Annotated in this window: 25 protein-coding genes and 3 tRNA genes; 13 read left to right on the plus strand and 15 right to left on the minus strand. The window is 63.1% G+C overall.

Annotation, left to right across the window (positions count from 1 at the left end; all coding sequences use genetic code 11):
* The first annotated feature begins 307 nt into the window (after window positions 1-307).
* A complete protein-coding gene (locus AWB82_RS12365) occupies window positions 308-1,450 on the plus strand; it encodes a porin (protein ID WP_086967427.1) in 1,143 nt (380 codons plus the stop codon).
* 81 nt (window positions 1,451-1,531) lie between these two features.
* On the opposite strand, the gene greB is transcribed toward AWB82_RS12365, so the two are convergent.
* Window positions 1,532-2,083 carry a transcription elongation factor GreB gene (greB, locus tag AWB82_RS12370; RefSeq protein WP_086967428.1) on the minus strand — a complete coding sequence of 184 codons (552 nt, stop codon included), beginning with the start codon at window positions 2,081-2,083 and terminating at the stop codon, window positions 1,532-1,534.
* 173 nt (window positions 2,084-2,256) lie between these two features.
* Between greB and AWB82_RS12375 the strand changes: the two genes are divergently transcribed.
* Window positions 2,257-2,333: transfer RNA gene (locus AWB82_RS12375), tRNA-Arg, on the plus strand.
* A gap of 60 nt (window positions 2,334-2,393) precedes the next feature.
* Here AWB82_RS12375 and AWB82_RS12380 read toward each other — a convergent pair.
* The 5 genes from AWB82_RS12380 to AWB82_RS12400 all read right to left on the minus strand — a co-directional run bounded on the left by AWB82_RS12380 (window position 2,394) and on the right by AWB82_RS12400 (window position 7,324).
* Window positions 2,394-2,885, minus strand: a complete 492-nt coding sequence (locus AWB82_RS12380; protein WP_086967429.1) for a phage protein NinX family protein — start codon at window positions 2,883-2,885, stop codon at window positions 2,394-2,396.
* Between the two features lie 62 nt (window positions 2,886-2,947).
* Window positions 2,948-5,344: a RelA/SpoT family protein gene (locus AWB82_RS12385; protein WP_086967430.1), complete on the minus strand. Its 2,397-nt coding sequence runs from the start codon at window positions 5,342-5,344 to the stop codon at window positions 2,948-2,950.
* 72 nt (window positions 5,345-5,416) lie between these two features.
* Window positions 5,417-5,620, minus strand: a complete 204-nt coding sequence (rpoZ, locus tag AWB82_RS12390) for a DNA-directed RNA polymerase subunit omega (RefSeq protein ID WP_050456014.1) — start codon at window positions 5,618-5,620, stop codon at window positions 5,417-5,419.
* A 69-nt stretch (window positions 5,621-5,689) separates the two neighbouring features.
* Window positions 5,690-6,364 carry a guanylate kinase gene (gene gmk / locus AWB82_RS12395; protein WP_086967431.1) on the minus strand — a complete coding sequence of 225 codons (675 nt, stop codon included), beginning with the start codon at window positions 6,362-6,364 and terminating at the stop codon, window positions 5,690-5,692.
* Window positions 6,365-6,373: 9 nt separating this feature from the next.
* The gene (locus AWB82_RS12400) at window positions 6,374-7,324 is read right to left on the minus strand and encodes a YicC/YloC family endoribonuclease (RefSeq protein WP_086967432.1); all 951 of its coding nucleotides are present in this window, start codon (window positions 7,322-7,324) and stop codon (window positions 6,374-6,376) included.
* Between the two features lie 242 nt (window positions 7,325-7,566).
* On the opposite strand from AWB82_RS12400, the gene rph reads away from it, so the two are divergent.
* The 6 genes from rph (at window position 7,567) to AWB82_RS12430 (ending at window position 12,343) form a co-directional block, all read left to right on the plus strand.
* Entirely contained in the window at window positions 7,567-8,325 is a 759-nt protein-coding gene (rph, locus tag AWB82_RS12405) for a ribonuclease PH (RefSeq protein ID WP_086967433.1), read from the plus strand.
* A complete protein-coding gene (gene rdgB, locus AWB82_RS12410; protein ID WP_086967434.1) occupies window positions 8,318-8,935 on the plus strand; it encodes an RdgB/HAM1 family non-canonical purine NTP pyrophosphatase in 618 nt (205 codons plus the stop codon). Before rph ends, rdgB begins: the two co-directional genes overlap by 8 nt.
* The gene (gene hemW / locus AWB82_RS12415; protein WP_086967435.1) at window positions 8,932-10,155 is read left to right on the plus strand and encodes a radical SAM family heme chaperone HemW; all 1,224 of its coding nucleotides are present in this window, start codon (window positions 8,932-8,934) and stop codon (window positions 10,153-10,155) included. The genes rdgB and hemW overlap by 4 nt, the downstream gene beginning before the upstream one ends.
* An 11-nt stretch (window positions 10,156-10,166) precedes the next feature.
* Window positions 10,167-11,375 carry an MFS transporter gene (locus AWB82_RS12420; protein ID WP_200818091.1) on the plus strand — a complete coding sequence of 403 codons (1,209 nt, stop codon included), beginning with the start codon at window positions 10,167-10,169 and terminating at the stop codon, window positions 11,373-11,375.
* Between the two features lie 46 nt (window positions 11,376-11,421).
* Window positions 11,422-11,511 (plus strand) — tRNA-Ser (locus tag AWB82_RS12425).
* A 514-nt stretch (window positions 11,512-12,025) separates the two neighbouring features.
* On the plus strand, window positions 12,026-12,343 hold the full coding sequence (locus AWB82_RS12430; RefSeq protein ID WP_086967437.1) for a hypothetical protein: 318 nt from the start codon (window positions 12,026-12,028) through the stop codon (window positions 12,341-12,343).
* A gap of 264 nt (window positions 12,344-12,607) precedes the next feature.
* Here AWB82_RS12430 and AWB82_RS37940 read toward each other — a convergent pair whose 3' ends face one another.
* Window positions 12,608-12,766 carry a hypothetical protein gene (locus AWB82_RS37940; RefSeq protein ID WP_200818089.1) on the minus strand — a complete coding sequence of 53 codons (159 nt, stop codon included), beginning with the start codon at window positions 12,764-12,766 and terminating at the stop codon, window positions 12,608-12,610.
* A 141-nt stretch (window positions 12,767-12,907) separates the two neighbouring features.
* On the opposite strand from AWB82_RS37940, the gene AWB82_RS12435 reads away from it, so the two are divergent.
* Window positions 12,908-13,387: a TonB family protein gene (locus tag AWB82_RS12435; RefSeq protein WP_086967467.1), complete on the plus strand. Its 480-nt coding sequence runs from the start codon at window positions 12,908-12,910 to the stop codon at window positions 13,385-13,387.
* 302 nt (window positions 13,388-13,689) lie between these two features.
* Window positions 13,690-14,994 (plus strand): MFS transporter, encoded by a 1,305-nt coding sequence (locus AWB82_RS12440; protein ID WP_086967438.1) that lies wholly within the window; start codon window positions 13,690-13,692, stop codon window positions 14,992-14,994.
* Between the two features lie 32 nt (window positions 14,995-15,026).
* Here AWB82_RS12440 and AWB82_RS12445 read toward each other — a convergent pair whose 3' ends face one another.
* Window positions 15,027-16,211 (minus strand): OpgC domain-containing protein, encoded by a 1,185-nt coding sequence (locus tag AWB82_RS12445; protein WP_086967439.1) that lies wholly within the window; start codon window positions 16,209-16,211, stop codon window positions 15,027-15,029.
* 258 nt (window positions 16,212-16,469) lie between these two features.
* Between AWB82_RS12445 and AWB82_RS12450 the strand changes: the two genes are divergently transcribed.
* Together AWB82_RS12450 and AWB82_RS12455 are read left to right on the plus strand one after the other, a co-directional pair.
* Window positions 16,470-16,649: a hypothetical protein gene (locus AWB82_RS12450; protein WP_086967440.1), complete on the plus strand. Its 180-nt coding sequence runs from the start codon at window positions 16,470-16,472 to the stop codon at window positions 16,647-16,649.
* 259 nt (window positions 16,650-16,908) lie between these two features.
* Window positions 16,909-18,285, plus strand: a complete 1,377-nt coding sequence (locus AWB82_RS12455) for a chloride channel protein (protein WP_086967441.1) — start codon at window positions 16,909-16,911, stop codon at window positions 18,283-18,285.
* Window positions 18,286-18,437: 152 nt separating this feature from the next.
* On the opposite strand, the gene minE is transcribed toward AWB82_RS12455, so the two are convergent.
* The 5 genes from minE to map all read right to left on the minus strand — a co-directional run bounded on the left by minE (window position 18,438) and on the right by map (window position 22,029).
* Window positions 18,438-18,692: a cell division topological specificity factor MinE gene (minE, locus tag AWB82_RS12460; protein WP_008350955.1), complete on the minus strand. Its 255-nt coding sequence runs from the start codon at window positions 18,690-18,692 to the stop codon at window positions 18,438-18,440.
* Window positions 18,693-18,701: 9 nt separating this feature from the next.
* Window positions 18,702-19,517 (minus strand): septum site-determining protein MinD, encoded by an 816-nt coding sequence (minD, locus tag AWB82_RS12465; RefSeq protein WP_086967442.1) that lies wholly within the window; start codon window positions 19,515-19,517, stop codon window positions 18,702-18,704.
* 89 nt (window positions 19,518-19,606) lie between these two features.
* Window positions 19,607-20,392, minus strand: a complete 786-nt coding sequence (gene minC, locus AWB82_RS12470; RefSeq protein WP_086967443.1) for a septum site-determining protein MinC — start codon at window positions 20,390-20,392, stop codon at window positions 19,607-19,609.
* Window positions 20,393-20,547: 155 nt separating this feature from the next.
* The gene (locus AWB82_RS12475) at window positions 20,548-21,072 is read right to left on the minus strand and encodes a GNAT family N-acetyltransferase (RefSeq protein ID WP_086967468.1); all 525 of its coding nucleotides are present in this window, start codon (window positions 21,070-21,072) and stop codon (window positions 20,548-20,550) included.
* Window positions 21,073-21,246: 174 nt separating this feature from the next.
* Entirely contained in the window at window positions 21,247-22,029 is a 783-nt protein-coding gene (map, locus tag AWB82_RS12480; RefSeq protein ID WP_086967444.1) for a type I methionyl aminopeptidase, read from the minus strand.
* 257 nt (window positions 22,030-22,286) lie between these two features.
* On the opposite strand from map, the gene AWB82_RS12485 reads away from it, so the two are divergent.
* The gene (locus AWB82_RS12485; protein WP_086967445.1) at window positions 22,287-22,637 is read left to right on the plus strand and encodes a hypothetical protein; all 351 of its coding nucleotides are present in this window, start codon (window positions 22,287-22,289) and stop codon (window positions 22,635-22,637) included.
* A gap of 101 nt (window positions 22,638-22,738) precedes the next feature.
* On the opposite strand, the gene AWB82_RS12490 is transcribed toward AWB82_RS12485, so the two are convergent.
* Both AWB82_RS12490 and serS read right to left on the minus strand, forming a co-directional pair.
* Window positions 22,739-22,829, minus strand: a tRNA-Ser gene (locus AWB82_RS12490).
* Window positions 22,830-22,930: 101 nt separating this feature from the next.
* Complete coding sequence (gene serS / locus AWB82_RS12495; RefSeq protein WP_086967446.1) at window positions 22,931-24,229, minus strand: serine--tRNA ligase; 1,299 nt, start codon at window positions 24,227-24,229, stop codon at window positions 22,931-22,933.
* Window positions 24,230-24,262 lie beyond the last annotated feature (33 nt).

A 24,262-nucleotide genomic window follows, 5' to 3' on the forward strand; every position in this document is an offset into this window, starting at 1 on the left:
GCAAATGATGTCGCACATGCGCAACGCAATTTGGTTGACACTTTTGCATTACGTCTTTATTCGCCGATAAATCCTTGTATATAAACAAAAATATGCGACGCACAGATCATTGCCACATCAACAATGGTTTATTGCGGAAATTGGAAGCTCCCTCTCTGTAACACCGTCTTTACACTTCGTCTGGTCCGGAAACAAATGTGTCGCACCCCGACGCGTTGCTCCTCCGCCCGCGCCTCTCGCAGCGCGCCGGAGCGAGGTTTCCTCAAAGCCTGGGTCCCCGGCCCTATCTGCTCTCGGAGTTACAAAGATGAAAAAGACTCTCGTCGTCGCCGCCCTGTCGGGCGTTTTTGCCACCGCCGCCCATGCGCAAAGCAGCGTCACGCTGTATGGCCTGATCGATGCGGGCATCACCTACACGAACAACCAGCAAGGCCACAGCAACTGGAAGGCGACGAGCGGTTCCGTCAACGGCAGCCGTTGGGGCCTGCGTGGTTCGGAAGACCTCGGTGGCGGCCTGAAGGCGATCTTCACGTTGGAGAACGGCTTCAACATCATGAACGGCACGAACGGCCAGGGTGGTCGCGAGTTTGGCCGTCAGGCGTATGTTGGTCTGTCGAGCAATCAGTTCGGCGCCGTGACCCTCGGCCGTCAATATGACTCCGTGGTCGACTTCCTCGGGCCTCTGGCTCTGACGGGCACGCAATACGGCGGCACGCAGTTCGCCCACCCGTTCGACAACGACAACCTCGACAACACGTTCCGCGTCAACAACTCGGTCAAGTACACGAGCGCGAACTACGCTGGCTTCAAGATGGGCGCGATGTACGGCTTCTCGAACGAAGCCGGCGGTTTCGCCGACAACCGTGCTTACAGCGTCGGCGCGTCGTACAACTACGGCCCGTTGAACGTCGCTGCTGCGTACATGCAACTGAACAACGTCGGCTCGGCCGCGAACAACGTGAACGGCGCGGTCACGACCGACAACACGCCGTTCGTCGCCAGCCGTCAGCGCATCTTCGGCGGCGGCATCAACTACGCGTTCGGCCCGGCAACGGTCGGCTTCGTGTTCACGCAGACGATGCTGGACAACGCGACGCAGCTGACGAACGTCGGTTCGCAAGGCGCCGGCAACATCGCGCTGAACGGCGACAGCATGCGCTTCACGAACTACGAAGTGAATGGCCGCTACAACCTGACGCCGGCTCTGTCGGTCGCGGGTGCTTACACGTACACGGACAGCCGCATCGAAGGCGAAAAGCCGAAGTTCCACCAGTTCAGCCTGCAAACGGCGTACGCGCTGTCGAAGCGTACCGACGTGTACCTGCAAGGCGAATACCAGCACATGACCGACCAGGACGGCCTGCCGGTCGGCGCCGTGATCAACGGCGTGGGTATGTCGTCGAACGGCAACCAGGTTTCGGCAACGGTTGGCATGCGTCACCGCTTCTAAGCTTTACGGGCAGTCTTGCCGTAGAAAGGCCGCTCTCCGGAGCGGCTTTTTTGCGTTCGTGCGGCGCTTGACGCCGAACGTTCAATGCGGATATCGCACGTCCACGATGTCGATCTGCTGCACGCCCGCTGGCGTGTGCAGCGCGACCGTATCACCGATCTTCGCCTTCAGGAGCGCGCGCGCGACCGGCGAGATCCAGCTCACGTAGCCGCGATCCAGATCGACCTCGTCGACACCGACGATCGTCACTGTCTTCACATCGCCGTCGTCGCCCGCGTAGTCCACGGTCGCGCCGAAGAACACCTGATCGACGTTCTCCTGCTTGCTGCTGTCCACCACTTCCGCGAGATCCAGGCGCTTGCCAAGAAAACGTATGCGCCGGTCGATCTCGCGCAGCCGCCGCTTGCCGTAGATATAGTCGCCGTTCTCGGAGCGGTCGCCGTTCGAAGCGGCCCACGAGACGAGCCTGACCACTTCCGGGCGATCCGTATCCAGAAGCTGGAGCAGTTCGTCACGCAGCCGCTGGTGGCCCTGAGGCGTGATGTAGTTCTTCGTGCCCGCCGGGACGTCCGGCTGGCCGAGTTCGAGGTCGTCGTCGGTGTCGTCCGACTCTTTGACAAATGCCTTGTTCATGATGCTGATCGATGCCGATTGATGTCGAATTTCTGGAAAGTACTTGCTTTCGAAACATCAACTTACCACGCCGAGGCCTTCTTTCGCCGGAGGCCGGTCGATAGAAAATTCGACAAGTCGGCCAGAACCCCTTCCTTTTCGGAATAGGCTTGGCTATAATTCCGCTTCTGCGTGCGGCTGTAGCTCAGTTGGATAGAGTACTTGGCTACGAACCAAGGGGTCGTGGGTTCGAATCCTGCCAGCCGCACCATCTTTCGAAGGGCCTTCCATACGGAAGGCCCTTTTTGTTTGTCGCGAATCCCGGCGCGGTCTATTGACGTGGCGCCGAGCCGATATCGCCGATACCCAGGTTTGGCCTCGGCACGTCCTCCACCGACACCACGGCACTCGACTCCCCGATCGCCTCCGCTCGCGCTCCCAGCAAAGTCTGAGAGCGGCGCGGGAATTCGTCGTCGACGGTATCGCCGAACGCGTGCCGCACGAACGCGCGCAACAAGGCGATGCGCAGCGACGCGCCGCGCCCTTCGACGGGCTTGCCGGCCTTGTCGAAAGTCACCGTGCAGACCACCTCGCCGCGCCCGTGATCCTGCATTTCGAGCCTGCAGGCCCGCTCCAGAACGACGGCTGCCGCCTCCCACGACGTCGACGGCAAGAAACGCCCGTCCCAGGGCTTGCCGCGATCGTTTCCGCGAATGGCAAGCGTCTCTCCGCTATCGGTGAAGTGAATTTCTCGGATGAATTCGTGCAGCCCGCGCGCGACCCAATAGTCGAGCGTGGCGCTTTCGAGATCGGAAGTGTTCATTGCGGCGCTCTCTCCTGTTCGTCGAACGACGACAGGCATGCACGTCACGTACCCGCACCGCGTCAGTAGTCGGCGCGCTCGCGGTCGATGCGCATGCCGCCGTCCTGATTGCGGTGATGCGGTTCGTCGCTCGGACGTTCGCGCGCGATGCGCATCACATCCGGATTGGTGCGCACGCGGCGCATGACGTTCGCCAGATGCACGCGGTCGCTCACCTGGATGACGAAGCGCAGCATCTTCGCTTCCTGCGACACGTCTTCGTCCATCGCGATATGCACAATGTTCGCGTCCGCCGACGTGATATCCGCCGCGACGCGCGCGAACACGCCCTTCGTGTTCTTCACGAGCACCTTCACGGCGACATCGAAGAGACGTCCCGGCTGCGGCGCCCACGCGACGTCGATCCAGCGGCCGGGATCGCGCCGATGGATGCGCTGCGCCACGCGGCATTCGGTCGTGTGGATCGCCATGCCGAGCCCGATGCCGATGTAGCCCATGATGTCGTCGCCGGGAATCGGGCGGCAGCACGGCGACAACTGCACCGACATGCCTTCCGTGCCCGTGATGACGACCGGCGGCGCGGTATTCGTGTTGTGATGCTCGCGATGCGGATGATCCTCGTCGTCGGCAAGGCCGTTCATCAGCACTTCGATGCGCTTGGCCATGACCGCCGCCACGCGCCGGCCGAGACCGATATCGGCGAAGATTTCCTGCCGCGTTTTGTTGCCGGTCCAGAGCACGAGCTTTTCCCACGCTTCCGGCGTGACATCCGACAGCGCGAGACCGTAACCCTTGAGACACTGATCGACGAGTCGCTCGCCCAACTGGACGGACTCGTTCAGGCGCATCGTCTTCAGATAGTGACGGATGGCCGAGCGCGCCTTGCCGGTGCGCACGAAGCCGAGCCACGCGGGATTCGGCTTCGAATACGGCGCGGTGATCACCTCGACGATATCGCCGCTCTTCAGCTCCGTGCGCAGCGGCAGAAGCTCGTTGTTGATCTTCACCGCGACGCACTGGTTGCCCAGGTCGCTGTGGATCGAATACGCGAAGTCGAGCGCAGTCGCGCCGCGCGGCAGCGGCATGATCTTCGACTTCGGCGTGAATACGTAGACGGCGTCCGGGAACAGGTCGATCTTGACGTGTTCGAGGAATTCGCTCGAATCGCCCGCTTCGCTTTGAATATCCAGCAACGACTTGAGCCATTGATGCGCGCGCTTTTGCACGTCGTTCAGGTCCGCGCCGCCGTTCTTGTACAGCCAGTGCGCCGCGACGCCGGCTTCGGCGATCTCGTGCATCTTGCGCGTGCGGATCTGGAACTCGATCGGCGCGCCGAACGGGCCGACCAGCGTGGTGTGCAAGGACTGATAGCCGTTCACTTTCGGAATGGCGATGTAATCCTTGAACTTGCCCGGCACGGGCTTGTAGAGCGCATGCAGCGCGCCGATGCACGTATAGCACTCCAGCGCGCTCTCGACGACGACGCGAAAACCGTACACGTCGAGCACTTGCGAGAACGACAACTGCTTGTCGCGCATCTTCTTGTAGATGCTGAAGATCGTTTTCTCGCGGCCGGTGACTTCGGCGTTGATCTTCGCATCCGCGATGGTGCGCTGCACCGCTTCGAGAATCTTCCCGACCACCTCACGCCGATTGCCGCGCGCCGCCTTGACCGCTTTTTCGAGCGTCGCGTAACGGGTCGGATTGAAGTTCGCGAAGGAAAGATCCTGCAGTTCGCGATAGGTATTGTTCAGGCCGAGCCGATGCGCGATCGGCGCGTAGATGTCCAGCGTCTCGCGCGCGACGCGCCGGCGTTTTTCCGGCGGCACCGCGCCGAGCGTGCGCATGTTGTGCAGCCGGTCGGCGAGCTTGACGAGAATCACGCGCACGTCGCGCGCCATCGCGAGCAACATCTTGCGGAAGTTTTCCGCCTGCGCTTCCTCGCGATTGCGGAATTCCATCTTGTCCAGCTTGGACAAGCCGTCGACCAGTTCCGCGACCTTCGCGCCGAAACGCTCCGCGATCTCGGTTTTGGTCACGCCTTGGTCTTCGATCACGTCATGCAGCAGCGCCGCCATGATCGATTGCGCGTCGAGCTTCCAGCTCGCGCAGATTTCCGCCACCGCGACCGGATGCGTGATGTACGGCTCGCCGCTCTGGCGATACTGCCCGAGATGCGCTTCGTCGCTGAAGTGGAAAGCCGCCTTGACTTCCTTGATCTCTTCCGGAGTGATGTAACTCGCGAGCTCGTTGGTCAGTTTCGCGATGGAAACGACGTCGTGCTTGCGCGGTTGCTCCGGCGTGGCGGTCGGACCGAACAGATGGCGGAAAGACTGTTCGAGAACCGCATCGATGTACTTGCGCGCCGCGTGCGGCTTTTCGGCATCGAGCACCGAATCGGCGTCGATTTCGATGTCGGGGTCCACGGTGGTGGAGATGGGCAACGGTGTCTGACTCATCTTCCCCTCCGTGGTGACGTGACGCGCTTGGTGGTCGGTCGCAAAAAATGAAACCGTGTAGAACTGCGGCCCTTAGACGGGCACCTTCTTCAGCATTTCGATGCCAACCTGGCCCGAGGCGATCTCGCGCAGCGCGACGACGGTCGGCTTGTCGCGGCTCTCGATTTTCGGCGTGTGGCCCTGCGCGAGCTGGCGCGCGCGATACGTTGCCGCAAGCGCGAGCTCGAAGCGATTCGGGATTTGTTTCAGGCAGTCTTCGACGGTGATGCGGGCCATGTTTGTTTCCTTCGGAATATGGGTTTTATTCTACCTTATGTGACCGATCGACCCGGCCACCGCGGTGTGTCACGCTTGCGGCGTGGAGTGGATGCCGAGGTCCACGAAAAGCTGCGTGTTGCGCGCGTATTGCGACGTGAAGCGCAGGCGCGTCGCGGCGACGAGACAGCGCAGTTCGTTGAGCGCGCGATCGAAGTTCTCGTTGATGAGGACGTACTCCGCTTCCGATGCATGCGCCATCTCGCTACCGGCCGCGAGCAAACGCCGCACGATCACTTTTTCGGAATCCTGGCCGCGTTTCTTGAGGCGATCTTCGAGCGCGTCGAGCGACGGCGGCAGAATGAAAATTTCCACCGCGTTGCGGAACTGCTTCTTCACCTGCTGCGCGCCCTGCCAGTCGATTTCCAGCAGCACGTCATGGCCCTGCTTCATTTGCTCGGCGATCCACAGCTTCGACGTGGCGTAGTAGTTGCCGTGCACTTCGGCGCTTTCGAGGAATTCGCCTTTCTCGCGTCGCTCCATGAATTCATCGACGGACACGAAGTGATACTGCAAGCCGTTGGTTTCCTTCGAACGCGCTTCACGCGTCGTGTACGAAACCGACAGGAGAATGTCCCGATCCTCGGCGAGCAGCGCGTTCACGAGCGTGGACTTGCCCGCGCCCGAGGGCGCGACGACCATGAACAGGTTGCCGGGATAGATGCCCGTGTAGTGGCTGTGCGAGCGGTGCGTGGTATTCGGCATGATGTCGCGTTACTCCAGATTCTGTACTTGCTCGCGCATTTGCTCGATGAGCAGCTTGAGCGTCATCGAGGCATCGGCGAGTTCCTTCGCGGCGGCCTTCGAGCCGAGCGTGTTCGCTTCGCGATTCAGCTCCTGCATCATGAAGTCGAGGCGCTTGCCGACCTTGCCGCCTTTTTGCAGCACGTGGCGCGTTTCGTTCAGATGCGCGGTGAGACGCTGCAATTCTTCCGCGATGTCGATGCGGATGCCGTACATCGTCACTTCCTGGCGAATGCGCTCGGCGATTTCCTCGCGCGGCACGCTCGTCGTCACTGTCGCGCCGCCCTCGTTGGTCGCGATGCCGAGCGCGTCTTGCAGACGCTCGACGATCTTCTGCTGATGCTTCGCGATGAGTTCGGGCACGAGCGGCGTGATGCGCGCGACGATCGTTTCCATCTCCGTTACGTTGTCGATCAGCACTTTGCCGAGCGCCGCGCCTTCGCGCGCGCGCACTTCGATGAGATCGGCGATGGCCTGCTTGCCGCACGCGAGCACGGCTTCACGCAGCGTTTCCTGCGACACCGAGCCTTCCGCGAGCACGCCGGGCCAGCGCAGGATTTCGCCGGTGCGCATGCGCTCGGCGTCGGGGAAGATGTCGAGCACGGCGCGCTCTAGCGTAGCGAGTTGCTTGAGCGCTTCGCGATTGAGCGCGCCCGCGTTCGCCGTCTGCTCGACGCGATTCAGATTGATACGGATATCGACTTTGCCGCGCGAGAGCCTCGCCATCAGCATTTCGCGCAATTGCGGCTCGGTCGCGCGCACGTCTTCGGGCATGCGGAAATTCAGGTCGAGAAAGCGCGAATTCACCGTGCGCAATTCCACCGATACACCGACGCCCGAACCGCCGGCGCCATTGGGTCCCGCGCCATCCGCGACGACTTCGCGCGTCGCGCTGGCATAGCCTGTCATGCTGTAGATCATGGTACGTCTCGCGATTGAGAGCCTTCGTTGCGAAGACCCGTTCGATACGAAACGCCCGGCGCTGTCGAAAGTGCCTTTGAGTGGCCTGCGTTGGGCCGCCGGGCGAGGAATCCGCATTATCCCATTTTTGCCGCGAAGCCCGCCCGGACGTTGGGCCGGCGAGCGTGACGCGGGCAACGCCTGCAGGTGAATGACGATAAAATCGCTGAGTTTGCTGGTTCCACTCTCTTCTTTCGACACCCATGACCGACTCTCTTCTGCTCAAGCCTTCTCCTCCGCGCCCGAGCGGCCGTCGCGCGAATCAGTTGCGCGACGTGCGCATCACGCGGCATTACACGAAGCACGCGGAAGGCTCGGTGCTCGTCGAATTCGGCGATACCAAGGTGATCTGCACGGCGAGCATCGCCGAGCGCGTACCCGAATTTCTGCGCGGACGCGAGCAAGGCTGGCTGACCGCCGAATACGGCATGCTGCCGCGCGCGACGCACACGCGCAACGACCGCGAAGCCGCGCGCGGCAAGCAGACGGGCCGCACACAGGAGATTCAGCGGCTGATCGGCCGCGCGCTGCGCTCGGTGTTCGACCTCAACGCGCTCGGCGCGCGCACGCTGCACGTAGATTGCGACGTCATTCAGGCCGATGGCGGCACGCGCACGGCGAGCATCACGGGCGCGTTCGTCGCCGCGCACGATGCGGTGAGCAAGCTGCTGGCGTCAGGCAAGATCGCGAAGTCGCCGGTGAAGGACTTCGTCGCGGCGATTTCGGTCGGCGTCTTCGAAGGCGCGCCCGTGCTCGATCTCGACTACGACGAAGACTCGCAATGCGATACCGACATGAACGTCGTGATGACCGGCGCGGGCGGTTTCGTCGAAGTGCAGGGCACGGCCGAAGGCGCGCCGTTCACGCGCGACGAGATGAACCAGTTGATCGGGCTGGCCGACAGTGGCATCAGGGCGCTCATTCTGAAGCAGAAGGAAGCATTGGGGATTCACGGTGTCTGATGTCAATGGTCTTAGCCGCGTCGTGCTCGCATCGAACAATGCGGGCAAGCTGCGCGAATTCGCGGCGCTGCTGGACGCGGCGGGCATCGAGTTGATCGCCCAGGGCGAGCTCGGCGTGCCCGAAGCGCCCGAGCCCCATGCGACCTTCGTCGAAAACGCGCTGGCGAAGGCGCGGCATGCCGCAACGCTCACCGGCCTGCCCGCCCTCGCCGACGATTCGGGTCTCTGCGTGCGCGCGCTGAACGGCGCGCCGGGCGTGTATTCGGCGCGTTATGCGTCGATGAACGGTGGCGCAAAGAGCGACGCCGCGAACAACGCGCGCCTCGTCGCCGATCTCGCCGGTCAGGCCGATCGCCGCGCGTACTACTTCTGCGTGCTCGTGCTCGTGCGTCACGCCGACGATCCCGAGCCGCTCATCGCGGAAGGCCGCTGGCACGGCGAAGTGATCGATGCGCCGCGCGGCGCGCACGGCTTCGGCTACGATCCGCACTTCTTTCTGCCGACGCTCGGCGCGACCGCCGCCGAACTCGATCCCGCGCGCAAGAACGCGCTGAGCCATCGCGCGCTCGCGCTGCGTGAGCTGTTGCAACGACTGAAGGAACTTGCGTGAGCGCCGGGCCGAAAACCATCAACGTCGTGCAGGCTTTCACGTCGCCGGGGAGCATTCGGCTGACGTCGCTGCCGCCGCTCTCGCTGTACGTGCATTTCCCTTGGTGCGTGCGCAAGTGTCCGTACTGCGACTTCAACTCGCACGAATCGAAGGACGACACGTTCCCCGAGGAACGTTATCTCGACGCATTGCGCGCCGATCTCGAACGCGCGTTGCCGCTCGTGTGGGGACGGCAGGTGCATACGATCTTCATTGGCGGCGGCACGCCATCGCTCCTGTCGGCGAAAGGGCTGGACCGCCTTCTTTCCGATGCGCGCGCGCTGCTTCCCATCGACGCCGACGCCGAAATCACGCTCGAAGCCAATCCCGGCACGTTCGAGGCGGCCAAGTTCGCGTCGTTCCGGGCGAGCGGCGTGAATCGCTTGTCGGTCGGCATTCAAAGTTTCAACGAGGCGCATCTGAAGGCGCTCGGCCGCATTCACGATGCGACGCAGGCGAGAAAAGCCGTCGAAGCCGCCGCGAAGCACTTCGATAACTTCAACCTCGACCTGATGTTCGCGCTGCCGCAGCAATCGCTCGACGAGTGCCGGCACGATATCGAGACTGCCCTATCCTTCGCGCCGCCGCATCTGTCGCTGTATCACCTGACGATGGAGCCGAACACGCTCTTCGCCAAATACCCGCCCGCGCTCCCCGACGACGACGCATCCGCCGACATGCAGGACTGGATTCACGAGCGCACGCGCGACGCCGGTTACGCGCACTATGAAGTTTCGGCGTATGCGAAGCCGCATCGCCAGAGCCGGCACAACCTGAACTACTGGCGCTTCGGCGATTACCTCGGCATCGGCGCGGGCGCGCATACGAAGCTGTCGTTTCCGTCGAAGATTCTGCGCCAGGCGCGCTTCAAGCATCCCGCGACTTACATGGATCAGGCGCTCTCGCCCACGGAAACCGCGATTCAGGAGGAACGCGAAGTCGGGCCGCGCGACCTGCCCTTCGAGTTCATGCTGAACACGCTGCGTCTCGCCGAAGGCTTTCCGGTGCATTCGTTCGTCGAGCGCACGGGGTTGGCGCTGTCCGCGATCGAGCCCGCGCTCGTCGAGGCGGAGAAGCGCGGGCTCATCACGCGCGACATCGAACGCATTGCGCCCACTGAGCTCGGCCAGCGCTTTCTCAACGATCTGCAGGAGCTGTTCTTGAAGGATCCGCAAAATTGAGCGCGCCGACGATGGCGCCGGACTCGGTGATGCGGCATCGCCCGTTTGCGCTCTTCTGGAGCGCGCGCGTGATGTCGTCGGTGGCGTTCCAGATGATGTCGGTCGCGATCGGATGGCAGGTCTATTCGATCACGCATAGCGCCTACGCGCTCGGTCTCGTCGGGCTCGCGCAATTTCTGCCGATGTTCGTGCTGACGCTCGTCGTCGGGCACGTCGCGGATCGTTACGACAGGCGCGTGATCGCGTATGTGTGCCAGTCGATCGAGGGCGTCGCCGCCCTCGTGCTTTGTCTGGGCGCTTGGCACGGATGGCACGACGTCGCGCCGATCTACGCGATCGCCGCCATCACCGGCGCGGCGCGCGCGTTCGAATCGCCGTCGATGGCCGCGCTCCTGCCCAATCTCGTCGCACGCAATCAGTTGCAGCACGCCAGCGCGTGGTCGACCTCCGCGAATCAGACCGCGCAGATCCTCGGACCCGCGATGGGCGGCGTGCTGTACGGGCTCGGCACGTTGACCGTGTACGGCGCGGTGAGCGTCGCGTTCCTCGTGGCGGCCTGCGCGGTGGCCGCGATCAGGATCGACGAAGCCGTGCGCATGCGCGCGCCGTTGTCGTTCGAGGCGCTTTTTTCGGGCATCGGATTCATCCGCAGCAAGCCTGTGATCCTCGGCGCGCTGTCGCTCGATCTCTTCGCGGTGCTGCTCGGCGGCGCGACCGCGCTCTTGCCTGTTTATGCACACGACATCCTGCACACGGGGCCGTGGGGACTCGGGATTCTGCGGGCCGCGCCCGCAGCCGGCGCGCTCGCCGGATCGATCTGGCTCGCGCATTTTCCGTTGCGGCAGCGCGCGGGCACTGCGCTTTTCGGCGGCGTGGTCGCGTTCGGTATTGCGACGATCGTGTTCGGGCTGTCGCACAATATCTATGTGTCGCTGGTCGCGCTCGCGGCGCTCGGGGCGTCGGACGTGATCAGCGTGGTCGTGCGTATGTCGCTCGTGCAATTGCAGACGCCCGATGAGATGCGCGGACGCGTCGGCGCGATCAATTCGCTGTTCATCGGCACGTCGAATCAGCTCGGCGAGTTTGAGTCAGGGATGACGGCGGGGCTCTTCGGCGCGGTGCCGGCGGTGCTGATCGGCGGGGTCGGCACGATCATCGTCGCGCTTTTTTGGATGCGCCTTTTCCCCGCGCTCAGGGCGACGAAGTCGCTCGAAGGCTGAGCGTTCCTGCGCCGCGATGACTTTGCGCTACAATACGCGCCTTGCTGGAGGTGTGGCCGAGCGGTTTAAGGCACCGGTCTTGAAAACCGGCGAAGGAGCGATCCTTCCGTGAGTTCGAATCTCACCGCCTCCGCCAGAATGAATAAAGCCTCGTAGCATTTCAAATGCTCACGGGGCTTTTTCATTCGTTCTTCGATTTTTCGACGACTTTGACCCTTCACCGTGACACGTTAAGCACACGTTCAAACGCCGTGTCGTCGAACAGCGAAGCACTGAGCGCAACGGCGATCGTGTCAAATCGCCAAACCATCATGTGCCGACTGCCTCGGCAGCAATGGCGGCGCACTATTCAACCTTCTAGCTCGTCAATTCGAAATCCTTATCAAAACCGAAAGCACCCGCACTTTCAGACAAAACACGTAGGCATCGCGTCGCGAGCCAAGTATCTTCTCCTTGCCTCCTTCCGAGTTTCCCCCATGCTCGATTCGAAGGAGGCCTTCAATGGGAAGACTGGACTTGGGCCTCGCAACTCGCGAGGCCGTTTTTTCGCCCTTTCCCTGCACGATCACGCCCCTGCGAAAAATCGATGTGAACACGACGGCCGTAACGCCCTCTAACCGCCTCATCGATAACAACGCGGAGAATCACCCATGAAGCCAGGCCGCATCATGCCCATCCTCTTCGGCTGCGTCGCCGCCGTGAGCCTGTCGGCGCATGCCCAGCCGCAGCCCAACGCGCAATGGCGTGCAACAGAGGCAACACTCTTCGACCTGATCCAAAACGGATATGGAATCGTCGCGGTGACGAGCGTAGCCGCGCGCAGCTCCGGCCTGCCCGAAGACACCTTCGTGCTTCAGAAAAACAATAGCCTTTTCCGCTGCGTGGAGACGCGCGCGGCCGAATCCGGCGCAGTCCGCTCAACCGCGCCGATTCGCTGCGCGGAACTCGTCAAGCCCTACACCGAGTAATCGACACGATAACCTCAATTATCGTCGGATCTGACGGGCGGCCGAACGTGCGGAACAGGCTCCGCTTTGGCCGCGTCGGGTTTGGGCGCGGCGCGCTTCGATTCGCCCTTGGAATCCGCCGCGGAAGCCGGCTGCCGTTCCCGTGCGGGCGCGCCCGACGGTGCAGGATGGTTCTTGCGTGACATGGCATTCTCCCGAAAAACCGGGGACATCCCCTTTCCACAGTAACACCGGCTCGTCGATGCCGCACACGCCGCGCGCGGCTCAGCCTACCGGCGCCTCGCCCTCGCCCGATTGCTTGCCCGGGCGGTCGTTCGGGCCTTGCTTGCGGTTTTCGTCATCGCGCTCCGGCAGCTTGCTTTTCTCGTTGTCGCTGTGGTCGGCAGTCTTTCCGTCTTCGGGACGATTCGTCTCAGTGTTCATGGCGCCCTCCTTGAGTGCTTTTGAATGAAAGCATCGGCAGCAAGTCTCGCGCCCGCGCGTGTGCAAGCGCACGAATCCGTTGCGCTCGCCCACTTTGCAGCGACTACCATTGAAGTAACGCCAATTTCGCTTTTGCCTGCGATGTCCGCGCCACGTTCCTGCTGTGCCGCCTTTGCGCTCTTCCTCGCGTTGACGATGTGCGCCTGCACGATCACGCCACCGCCGAGCGTGGTGGCCGCGCGCGCGCCCGCGCCGGCCGTCTCCGGCCAAACTCTCGACGATTACAAGGCGCGCATCGCGCAGCGCATCTTCGAGCGCAATCCGTCGCTCGTGCTGAAGGGCACGCCGCAAGCGATGCTGCGCTCGTTCGTGCTCGTGTCGTTCACGGTGGACCGCGGCGGGCGGCTGGTCGAATCGTCGGTGTATCGCACCAATGGCGATGACGAAGCCGAAGCCACCGCGCTCGCCTCTCTGCGCCGCGCATCGCCGCTGCCCGCGCCGCCTGCGCGTCTTTTGAACGGCAAGGGTCAACTGGAGCTTTTCGAAGGCTGGATGTTCAACGACAACGGCCAGTTCCAGCTACAAACCTCGCACTCGCCGCAGGCCACGGCCATCGATTGATTGGCGCTCCGTCCGCACGCTCGTTATAATTTTTGGCACCCCGGCCGGACCCGCTTCCGGTGTGGCCTTCGCCTCGCGCTCACCCCGCGCGTCGGACGAAGCGCCCGGGCGCAGCCCGACTGCGCCGCGACACCGCGCGCCACTCGCGCGCCGTCAAACCCTGGCTTTCCTGCCATTGCATCGCAATCCCTACAAAAAGCTGACGCGCGTCGACGGCGACACCGTTCGTCATTTCGATCGCTCTTGCCCGGCGATGCGCGCGACAATGCCTTGCACCAAAGCAACACGACAACGGAGACAACATGGCCTCACCCTCGCTTTCCGCCGCAAAGCCCGGCGACGGAGCCCAAAGCGCTTCTCGCGTGATTTTCGCGAGCTTCATCGGCACCGCGATCGAGTTCTACGACTTCTACGTCTACGCGACCGCCGCCGCGCTCGTCATCGGACCGGTATTCTTCCCGCACGACTCGCCCGCCGCGCAGGCGCTCTCGGCGTTCGTCACCTTCGGCATCGCGTTCGTCGCGCGTCCCATCGGCTCGTTCCTGTTCGGTCATTTCGGCGATCGCATCGGCCGCAAGTCGACGCTCGTCGCCTCGCTGCTCGTGATGGGCGTTTCGACGACGCTCATCGGCTTCGTGCCCGGCTACGATTCGATCGGCAGCGCGGCGCCCATCCTCCTGTGCATTCTGCGTTTCGGCCAGGGCATCGGACTCGGCGGCGAATGGGGCGGCGCGGCGCTGCTCGCGACCGAATACGCGCCGAAGGGCAAGCGCGGCCTTTTCGGCATGTTTCCGCAGCTTGGACCGTCGATCGGCTTTCTCGCGTCGAACGGCCTCTTCTTCGGTCTCGCGCTCTCGCTCTCCGACGAGCAATTCCGCAGCTGGGGCTGGCGCGTGCCGTTCATCGTGAGCGCGGTGCTGGTCGCGCTCGGCCTTTACGTGCGCCTGAAGATCGCCGAGACGCCCGCGTTTCGCACGGCTATCGAGCGCGAGGAGCGCGTGAAAGTGCCGATCGCGACCCTGCTCGGCAGCCATCTCGTGCCGACGCTGCTCGGCGCGTTCGCGATGGTCGTCTGCTACACGCTCTTCTATATCTCCACGGTGTTTTCGCTGTCCTACGGCGTCGCCAAGCTGCATTTCGCACGCGAGACGTTCCTCGGCCTGCTGTGCTTCGCCGTGCTGTTCATGGCGATCGCCACGCCGATTTCCGCGATCGCGAGCGACCGCTTCGGGCGCAGGCCGGTGCTGATCGTCGGTTGCCTGCTGGCGATTCTCTCCGGCTTCGCGATGGCCCCGCTTCTCGGCAGCGGCGACACAGTCCAGGTCGCGCTGTTTCTGACGATCGAGCTGTTCCTGATGGGCGTCACCTTCGCACCGATGGGCGCGCTCCTGCCCGAACTCTTCCCGACCAACGTGCGCTACACCGGCGCGGGCGTCGCGTACAACCTGGGCGGGATTCTGGGCGCGTCGGTGGCGCCATACATCGCGCAATTGCTCGCCAATCGCGGCGGACTGACGTGGGTCGGCGGCTATGTGTCGGCGGCGGCGGCTGTGAGCCTGATCGCCGTGTTGTGCATGCGCGAGACGCGCAACATCACGTTGGAGTGAGCCCGAGGAGAACCCACGGAAAACCGGCGCGTTCAGCGATCGCGCCGGTTGGCGGTGGGAACGGGCACGGGCCTGCCCTCGATGACCGGAATGCGCGGCGTCGGCCGCTCGGCGCCCTTCGCCCGCGCCGCCTTCGCCGCCTTGCGATCGGCCCAGAAGCGCGCGAGCGCGAGCAGGCTGACGATAGCGATGCCATCGGCGATAAGCCCGAGAATCCAGTGCGACGGATAGCGCCCAAGCCCGAGCACGCCCATCGCGCGCAGCGCCGAATCCAGCACGAGCGACACGCACGTGCCCGCGATGAAGCACACGAGCCCCTGCTGCCCGATCGTGACGACGCCCGGCAACTTGCGCGCGAGCTTGCCGATCCATCCCGCATACACGCCGCGCGCGACGATCCACGCGATGGCCGCAAAGCTCACGATGCGCAGCGTCGCGAGATTCTGCTTCATGTATCCCGGCGGCGCCTGCGTTTCGAGGAAAAGCTTGAAGAACGCGAAGGTCAGCGCGACGGCGATCGCTCCGGCGGTCAGCCAGCGCGCGATCTTGCCGGCGTGAAATTCGTCGCTGATCGGCTGCACGCGCGCGAGCACGCCGGTCATGAACATCAATTGCCAGGCAAACGGATTGAACGCCCACGCTTCGCCGTACGTGCCCGGCAGGAAACGCAGGAGCGGCATGGCCGCGAGCCACACGAACAGGCTGCCGAACATCGCGATGACCGGTTTTTTCTGCGCGAGCGGCACGATGACCGGCACGGCGAGCGCGAACACCGAGTACATCGGCAATACCGCGGAAAGATACGGCTGCTGACGCAGCAACGCGATATCGACGGTGAGGCCGAACGGCCGCGTGAGAAAGGTCGGCCACTCGGTGTACTGGACCATCGGCGTGTCGACTTGCAGCGCCATCAGAATTGCGCCGCCGATCAGCATCAGAAACGCCGTGAACAGATACGCGCGATAGATTTCCCAACTGCGTTTGAAAAAGCGTCGGCGGGCGGCTGAATCGCTACGGCGAGTCGCAAGCGCCGTATAAGCCGCCGCCGACGCATAACCTCCAAGAAACACGAATACTTCAGCGGAATCGCAGAATGCATATTGGTGCAGCGTAAAGCGCGACAACACGCTTCCCGTTATATGGTCCACCGCGATAATGAGCAGCACGATTCCTCGAAAGAAATCGACTTCGAGAGAACGTGTCGTCGGGGAAGTCATCTGGCGAATGCTCCGCGAACCTGCGGTTTCGGCGCGCGGCCGGAGTGGCCGGCGCACATACGGGGTTTGTACCTAGTCTAAAAAGAAAATTCCCTTAATCGACGAGTATTTAAGCTAACACCCGATGCCAGTCGGCAAGGTGGCGGGAAAATGACTTTTTTGTCCGCTATCCAGTAAATCTGCCGCTGCCTATACTCGAAACAAGTTCGACAAAAACAACTCGCGGAAACTTCTGCCGCGAACCAAAAAGGGGCTGGGATGCGTATTCATCTGGAAAGCGCTCATCTCGTCGCGATGATCGCCATCGCGCTTCTCACGGCATTGCTCCTCGCAATCAAATTTCGGCCGGCGACGTGGCGGGGCGTGATTTTCGAAGCCGTCATCGCGAATGTCGGCGCGATTCTGGCGGTGCTCGCCTTCGAAGTGCTCACCGCGTGACGCGGCCAGCGCCCGCTTCACGCGGCGGACCTGCAAAAAAAATTCCGCATCGGTTGAACTTTCCCCCGCTCGCGCGCTCAGAGCAGGTAATACCGTTCGCGCGGGTCGCTCGTCGAACCAAACGCACGGCTCTCTTCTCCTCTCCGCTCCTGCTTATGGCGGGAGCGTTTCTTGGGCGCCCGGCGAAAGCCTCGCGCCTGTTCTTTTTTCTGGAACCGGCAAGACGCTGCGCGTTCGCCGTTTTTGAAACGGCCATCGCATGATCCGCGCGCTCCGCTCCCTCTCGATCATCACCGCACGACGCACGCGCAGCCTGTGGCGCCGCTACGGCGTCTTCTGGCTCGGCGCGATCCTGGTCGGGCTCGTCGCCGTCTACTACGCCCGGCTGATCGACTGGGGCTTCAGCCTCTTCTCCGATGCGCGCAGCGCGCATCCGTGGCTACCGCTCGTCGTCACGCCGGCCGCCACGGCGCTCTGCGTCTTCGTCACGCGACGTTTCTTCCGCGGCTCGGAAGGCAGCGGCATTCCTCAGGTCATCGCCGTGCTCGATAGCCCGACATCGGCGGCCGGCGGGCGGCTGCTCACCTTGCGGATTCTCGTCGCGAAGATCGCCGTGTCGTTCGTCGCGATACTCGGCGGACTCACGATCGGCCGGGAAGGTCCGACCGTGCAGATCGGCGCGGCGCTGATGTTCAACATGCGACGCCTGTATCCGCGCTCCAATTCGCTGATCGAGAGGCAACTCGTGCTCGCGGGCGCGGCGGCGGGATTGTCGGCGGCGTTCAACACGCCGCTCGCGGGCATCGTGTTCGCCATCGAGGAACTCACACGCAGCTTCGAAGTGCGCACGAGCGGCGTGCTCATCACGGGCATTCTCATCGCGGGCGTCGTCGCGCTCGGGCTGAACGGCAATTACACGTACTTCGGCACGATCCAGGCCGGCGCGACGTTTCCGAAGTTCTTCGCGGTGGCGGTCGTCGTGACGGGCGTCGTCACCGGCATCGGCGGCGGCGTGTTCTGCTGGTTGTTGCTCAATACGAGCAAATGGATTCCCGCGCCGCTGCGCCGCCTCCACGCATCACGGCCGGTCGCGTTCGCCGCGCTTTGCGGCTTCATCATCGCCGGCGTCGGATTGCTCGCCGGCGGCACGACTTTCGGCAGCGGCTACGCCGAAGCGCGCGGCCTGCTCGAAGGGCGCGAACATCTGTCGATGTTCTATCCGCTTCTCAAGATGATCTCGATGATCGGCTCGTACCTGCCCGGCATTCCGGGCGGCATCTTCGCGCCTTCGCTGTCGATCGGCGCGGGCTTCGGCAACGTGCTGCACGCGCTCTTTCCGCACATGTCCCTCGCCGTGCTGATCGCGCTCGCGATGGTCGGCTACCTCGCCGCCGTCACGCAGTCGCCGATCACGGCGTTCGTCATCGTCATGGAGATGATCAACGGCCACGCGCTCGTGATTTCGCTGATGGCGACGGCGCTGATTTCGAGCCGTGCGTCGCGTTTCTTTGCGCCACCGCTTTACGAAGCGCTGTCGGAGCGCTATATGACGCCGCCCGCGCCGCCCGCGCCCTCGCCGGAAGTACCGGACGACGACGCGACGAAGGCCGGCGACGAACCCGCTCCACAACGCTGAATCATCGGTCGATGAACGCGGAGTTCAGCGAACCGAAAGCGGAAAACATCGAAAACTCCACGCGCAAACGATAGCGCCCAAGCAAAAGAGCCAGAATCGCGCGATTCTGGCTCTTTCGAAATACGCGGCGCACAAGCACGCGCCGCGCGGCATCATGCCTGCGGAATCTCGATCTTCACTTCCAGCACTTCCAGATCGTCCTGACGTTCGAGACTGACTCGAATATCGTCATCGGAAATCTTCACGTACTTCGAAATCACTGCAACCAGTTCCCGTTGCAACGCCGGCAGATAATCGGCGGCGGCTTTGCCACCCGCGCGCTCGTGCGCAATGATCAACTGCAAGCGTTCCTTCGCGACCGTAGCGGACTTCTTCTTCTCGCCCAGCAAAAACGAAAGAATCGACATTGCGTCCCCTTACTTGGTGCCGAAAATGCGTTGCAGCAAACCGGGCTTCTGATAATCGGTGAAGCGCAGCGCCTTTTCCTCGCCGAGGAAACGCGACACCACGTCCTTGTACGATTCCGCGACATCCGTGCCATCCAGATGCACGGCCGGCAAACCCTGGTTCGATGCATGCAGCACCGCTTCCGATTCCGGAATCACGCCGATCAGATCGATGCGCAGGATTTCCTGGATGTCGGAGAGCGACAGCATTTCGCCCTCGCTCACGCGCTTCGGGTTGTAGCGCGTGATGAGCAGATGTTCCTTGACCGGTTCCTTGCCTTCGATCGCGCGCTTGGTCTTCGACGACAGAATGCCGAGAATGCGGTCCGAATCGCGCACGGAAGACACTTCCGGATTGGTCACGACGAGCGCTTCGTCGGCGAAGTGCATCGCCATCAGCGCGCCGGATTCGATACCCGCCGGCGAATCGCACACGATGTATTCGAAGTCCATCTTGATCAATTCGTCGATGACCTTCTCGACGCCTTCGAGCGTGAGCGCTTCCTTATCGCGCGTCTGCGACGCCGGCATGATGAAGAGGTTCTCGCACTTCTTGTCCTTGATGAGCGCCTGATGCAGGTTCGCCTCGCCCTGAATGACGTTGATCAGGTCGTACACCACGCGGCGTTCGCAACCCATGATGAGGTCGAGATTGCGCAGACCGACATCGAAGTCGATCACGGCCGTCTTGTGGCCGCGCAATGCGAGCGCCGATGCAAAGCTCGCGCTGGTGGTCGTCTTGCCGACGCCGCCCTTCCCCGAAGTCACCACAATGATTTTTGCCATACAAGTACCTTGTGTTCGTCAAATAGGTCCGCTCGCCTTGCCATCGAGCGCGCGCCAGGGGCATCGGGCGCGCGAGTCGATCCGACCCGTCAGGTCAGCCGCAGCGGTTCGATCATGAGTTTTTCTTCGTTCAGCCAGATCTGCACCGGCTTGCTGAGCACGTCGGCCGGCAGCGGGTTCTCGGTCGTCCGATAGATACCCGCGATGGAGATGAGTTCCGGTTCGAGACAGGTGCAGAAGATGCGCGCGTCGAGATTGCCATGCACGCCCGCGAGCGCGCGGCCTCGCAACGGCGCATAGATATGGATATTGCCTTCGGCGATCACCTCGGCCCCGTACGACACGAGCCCGAGCACGACGAGATCGCCCTTCGCGTAGACCTGCTGCCCCGAGCGCAGCGGACGATCGATGATGGTCACGGGCGCCGGCAGCGCGGGCGGTGGCGGCGTGTTCGCGACCGCGGCTTCGATCACGGCGGCGGCCTCGGTGTTGGGCTTGGCTTCGTCGGCGGAAGGCTTGGGCGCGCCGCGCCGGTCGCGCGCTTCGAGAATCGGCAGGCCGCCCGCGTTCGCCCATTGAATCGCCCACGTCTGCGCAGGCAGCGCGACGATGCCGATCGGCCGCATGCGCACGCTCTTCAGCAAGGTCTCCAGTTCCGCGAGCGATATGCGCTCGCCCTCGCCTTCCTTCGCGGAATCAGCGAGACGGCGCACGTCGATGGCGACGACATCGCCTGCGAAGAATTCGGGAGTCGCTTCGAAACGCCGCGTGAGTTCGCTGCGCAAGGCATCGAGGTCGGGAGTCTTGACGACGAAGAGAAGCGTGTCGACGGAGCCGCTGCGCAGTTCGAAAAAGGGCGTTTTGTTGAGCGACATAAGAACAGCCAAAAATTTTGCGTATTTTACAGGCGTTGCCGCACACGGCCATATTTTTTAAGACCGATTTCAGCTAATGGCAAACGAGAAGTGTGTGCTGCGAACGCGTACGACGAACACGCGGGCAGCGAAGACGGACTAGAAGCGCACGCGCGTCACTCGTCCTCTTCCGGATGCATGTGGCGCACGAAGAGCGACTCGGCTTCTTCTTCGTGAGACGGCATCGCGCGACGATCGCCGGTGGGACCGAAACCGAGGCGCTCGTAGAAGCGCACCGCGGTGCGATTCTCGCCGGATATCCACGCATGCACCTCGGCGACGCCCTGCCGCGCGAGCCATCGCGACGCCACGTTCACGAGCAGTTCGCCGCCGCGCAGATGCCGCACGGCCGGCGCGACCCACAGCGCGTTCACGAATGCGCGCGCGTTCGGCGTCTCTTCGATATACGCGTGCACGAGACCGCAAGGATGACCTTCGGTGTAGAGCAGAAACGTCGCGAGCCGGGGCGAAGCCGCGTGCAGCGCGGCGGTTTCGTCGAAGGACGACGGGTCGACCAGCAGCGTAGCTTCCAGCGTTTCGCCGAATGCATACGGCGCTTCGCGCAGCGAAGCCGTGCGAAGCTCGCGCAAAACCGAACCTTGTTGCGCGGCGATGCGGCTGACGGTCAATGAGGGACTCATGCGGACGCTCATGCAGACTATTTCTCTCTGGCTTTCAGGCGGGATGCGCGTGCGGCTCTGCCGGCCGGTCCGGTGCTCGGGCCATTGGCATAGCTTCAACCGAACGGGCGAACCCGTCAATTCCTAAATCCCGCAAAAGTGCTTTGCAGCGCACACGAGATGGCGCAGCCGCATTCACGGCGCGGCGTATTGGCCGGTGCCGTCCGGCCACGGCGTGAGCACTTCGAAGCCGTCGTCGGTCACGGCGACCATGTGCTCCCATTGCGCGGACAGCGAGCGGTCCTTGGTCGTCACGGTCCAGCCGTCGCGCGACTGTTGCGTGGCGGCGCGACCCGCGTTGATCATCGGCTCGATCGTGAAAACGAGGCCCGGCTTCAGACGCAGGCCCGCGCCGCGCTGCCCGTAGTGCAGCACTTGCGGATCTTCGTGATACACGCGGCCGATACCGTGGCCGCAATATTCGCGCACCACAGAAAAACCTTCGCGATGCGCAACGCTCTGGATCGCCGCGCCGACGTCGCCGAGCGTCGCGCCCGGACGCACTTCGCGCATGCCGGCGACCATTGCTTCGTAGGTCGTTTCGGTGAGGCGGCGCGCTTGCTCGCTCGGCGTGCCGGCGTAGTACATGCGGCTCGTGTCGCCGTAGTAGCCGTCCTTGATGATCGCGACATCGATATTGATGATGTCGCCGTCCTTCAATTCCTTCGGCCCGGGAATGCCGTGGCAAACCACGTGATTTACCGAGGTGCAGACGGTCTTCGGAAAACCCATGTAGCCGACGTTCGCGGGCACGGCCTTCAGTTCGTCGACGATGAAGCGATTGCAGATGGCGTCGAGTTCGTCGGTGGTGACGCCCGGGCGGACGTGTTCGCCGATCATCGCGAGGACTTCGGCGGCCATGCGGCCGGAGATGCGCAATTTTTCGATGTCGGCGAGTGTCTTGAGCGTGATGGCCATTGAGCAATGCGAATGGGTTCGTGCCGCCTCGCGCGCGGGTTACTGCGTTATTGCCGGTGTTCGAGGCGGGCGGCAGGCGAGGACAATGGGCCCGATGATAGCACTCCCGCGCAGCCCCGCTTCTTGGAGAGGCGCTTGGGCGCTGCATTTCGAGGCTTCGGACGCGTTGTTTTCGCATGCGGCGCCGTCGTCGTTCGCCCTTGTGATGAGCGTCCGTTTGTGGTTTAGTGGCGCGACTTCTGACCCGCCGGAGCGTTATGAACCTGCATCGATTTGCTTTCCTTTGCGCCGCCTTGTCGGGCGTCGCCGCGCTTGCCGCCTGCAGCTCGACGAGCGGTCCCGAACTGCGTGCGTCGAAGCCCGTGATTCATGTTTCGTCGGCGCGGCCCGCCTCGGATATATCGAGTTGCCTGCAACGCATGATTCCGTCCGCGCAAGCGCGACGCGATCAAGGATCGACAGAGTTGCTGGTCGGATCGAATGCATGGCTCGTGACGCTCACGCCTTCGGCTTATGGGTCGAGCGTGAAGGTGCAGCAGTCTTCAAGCGACGATGGCGGCGTGCCCGAGCCGGAATTGCGCTTCGATATCGCGAGATGTACCACCTGAACCACCTGAGCGATGGCTCCGCCGCAACGAGGCGGGGCTCCACGCGAAGCCCAAAAAGCAAAACCCCGCAAGTCTCACGACTTGCGGGGTTTTTAGTGTCTTGGCGGAGAGGGTGGGATTCGAACCCACGGTACGGGAAAACCGTACGCCTGATTTCGAGTCAGGTACATTCGACCACTCTGCCACCTCTCCGTCTACCCTTGCGGGTCTTCGCGAACTGGTCGTTGCTCAACGAAGAACGAAAGTATATCCAACCCTTTCGTGCTTTCCAAGCCCCTTATTGAAAATAAAAGTCAGGCCGACGCGGAAACTTCGATTCTTTCCACTCCGCGCATGTACGGTCGCAGCACCGCCGGGATCGTCACCGATCCGTCCGCGTTCTGGAAGTTTTCCAGCACCGCGACGAGCGTGCGGCCGACCGCCAGTCCCGAGCCGTTCAGCGTATGCACGAACTCGGGCTTGCCCTGCGCGTTACGAAAGCGCGCCTGCATGCGACGCGCCTGGAATGCCTCGGTGTTCGAGCAGCTCGAAATCTCGCGATACGTGTTCTGCGCCGGCAGCCACACTTCGAGATCGAACGTCTTCGTCGCCGAAAAGCCCATGTCGCCGGTACACAGCGTGATCACGCGATACGGCAGTTCCAGCTTCTGGAGAATCGTCTCCGCCTGGCCGACCATTTCGTCGAGCGCGGCATAGGAATGCTCCGGCGCGACGATCTGCACCATCTCGACCTTGTCGAACTGATGCTGACGGATCAGGCCGCGCGTATCGCGCCCGTACGAGCCCGCTTCCGAACGGAAGCACGGCGAATGCGCGGTCAGCTTCACCGGCAGCGCACTGGCTTCGATGATGCTGTCGCGCACCGTGTTGGTGAGCGAAATCTCCGAGGTCGAGATGAGGTACTGCGTGACGATGTTCTCGTCGCCGCCCTTCTCGACACGAAACATGTCGTCGGCGAACTTGGGCAACTGGCCCGTGCCGTAGAGAATCTCCGGATTCACGATATACGGCGTGTACGCCTCGGTGTAGCCGTGCTGCTCCGTGTGCGTGTCGATCATGAACTGCGCGAGCGCGCGATGCAGCCGCGCGATCGGCCCGCGCAGCAGCGTGAAGCGCGCGCCCGACAGCTTCGCGCCCGTTTCGAAATCGAGACCGAGCGGCGCGCCGACATCGACGTGATCCTTGATTTCGAAGTCGAACGAACGCGGCGCGCCCCAACGCCGCACTTCGACGTTCTGCGTCTCGTCGTTGCCGACCGGCACGCTCTCGTGCGGCACGTTCGGCACAGTCAGCATGAGATCCGACAGACGCTTCTGGACGTCGTCCAGCTTCGCCGCCGACTCCTTCATCGTGTCGCCGATGCCGCCCACTTCCGCCATCACTGCCGACGTGTCCTCGCCGCGGCCTTTCATCGCGCCGATCTGCTTCGACAGGCTGTTGCGGCGCGCCTGCAGTTCTTCGGTGCGGGTCTGGATGTCGCGGCGCTCGGCTTCGAGCGCGGCGAACGCGGCGACGTCGAGCGTGTAGCCTCGATCGGCGAGACGCTTCGCGACGCCGTCCAGGTCTTTGCGGAGGGTTTGAATGTCGAGCATGGCGGGGCTGCTTTGTCAGGTAATCGGAAACGC

The organism is Caballeronia glebae (genome assembly GCF_001545035.1).
GTDB classification, from domain to species: Bacteria; Pseudomonadota; Gammaproteobacteria; order Burkholderiales; family Burkholderiaceae; genus Caballeronia; species Caballeronia glebae.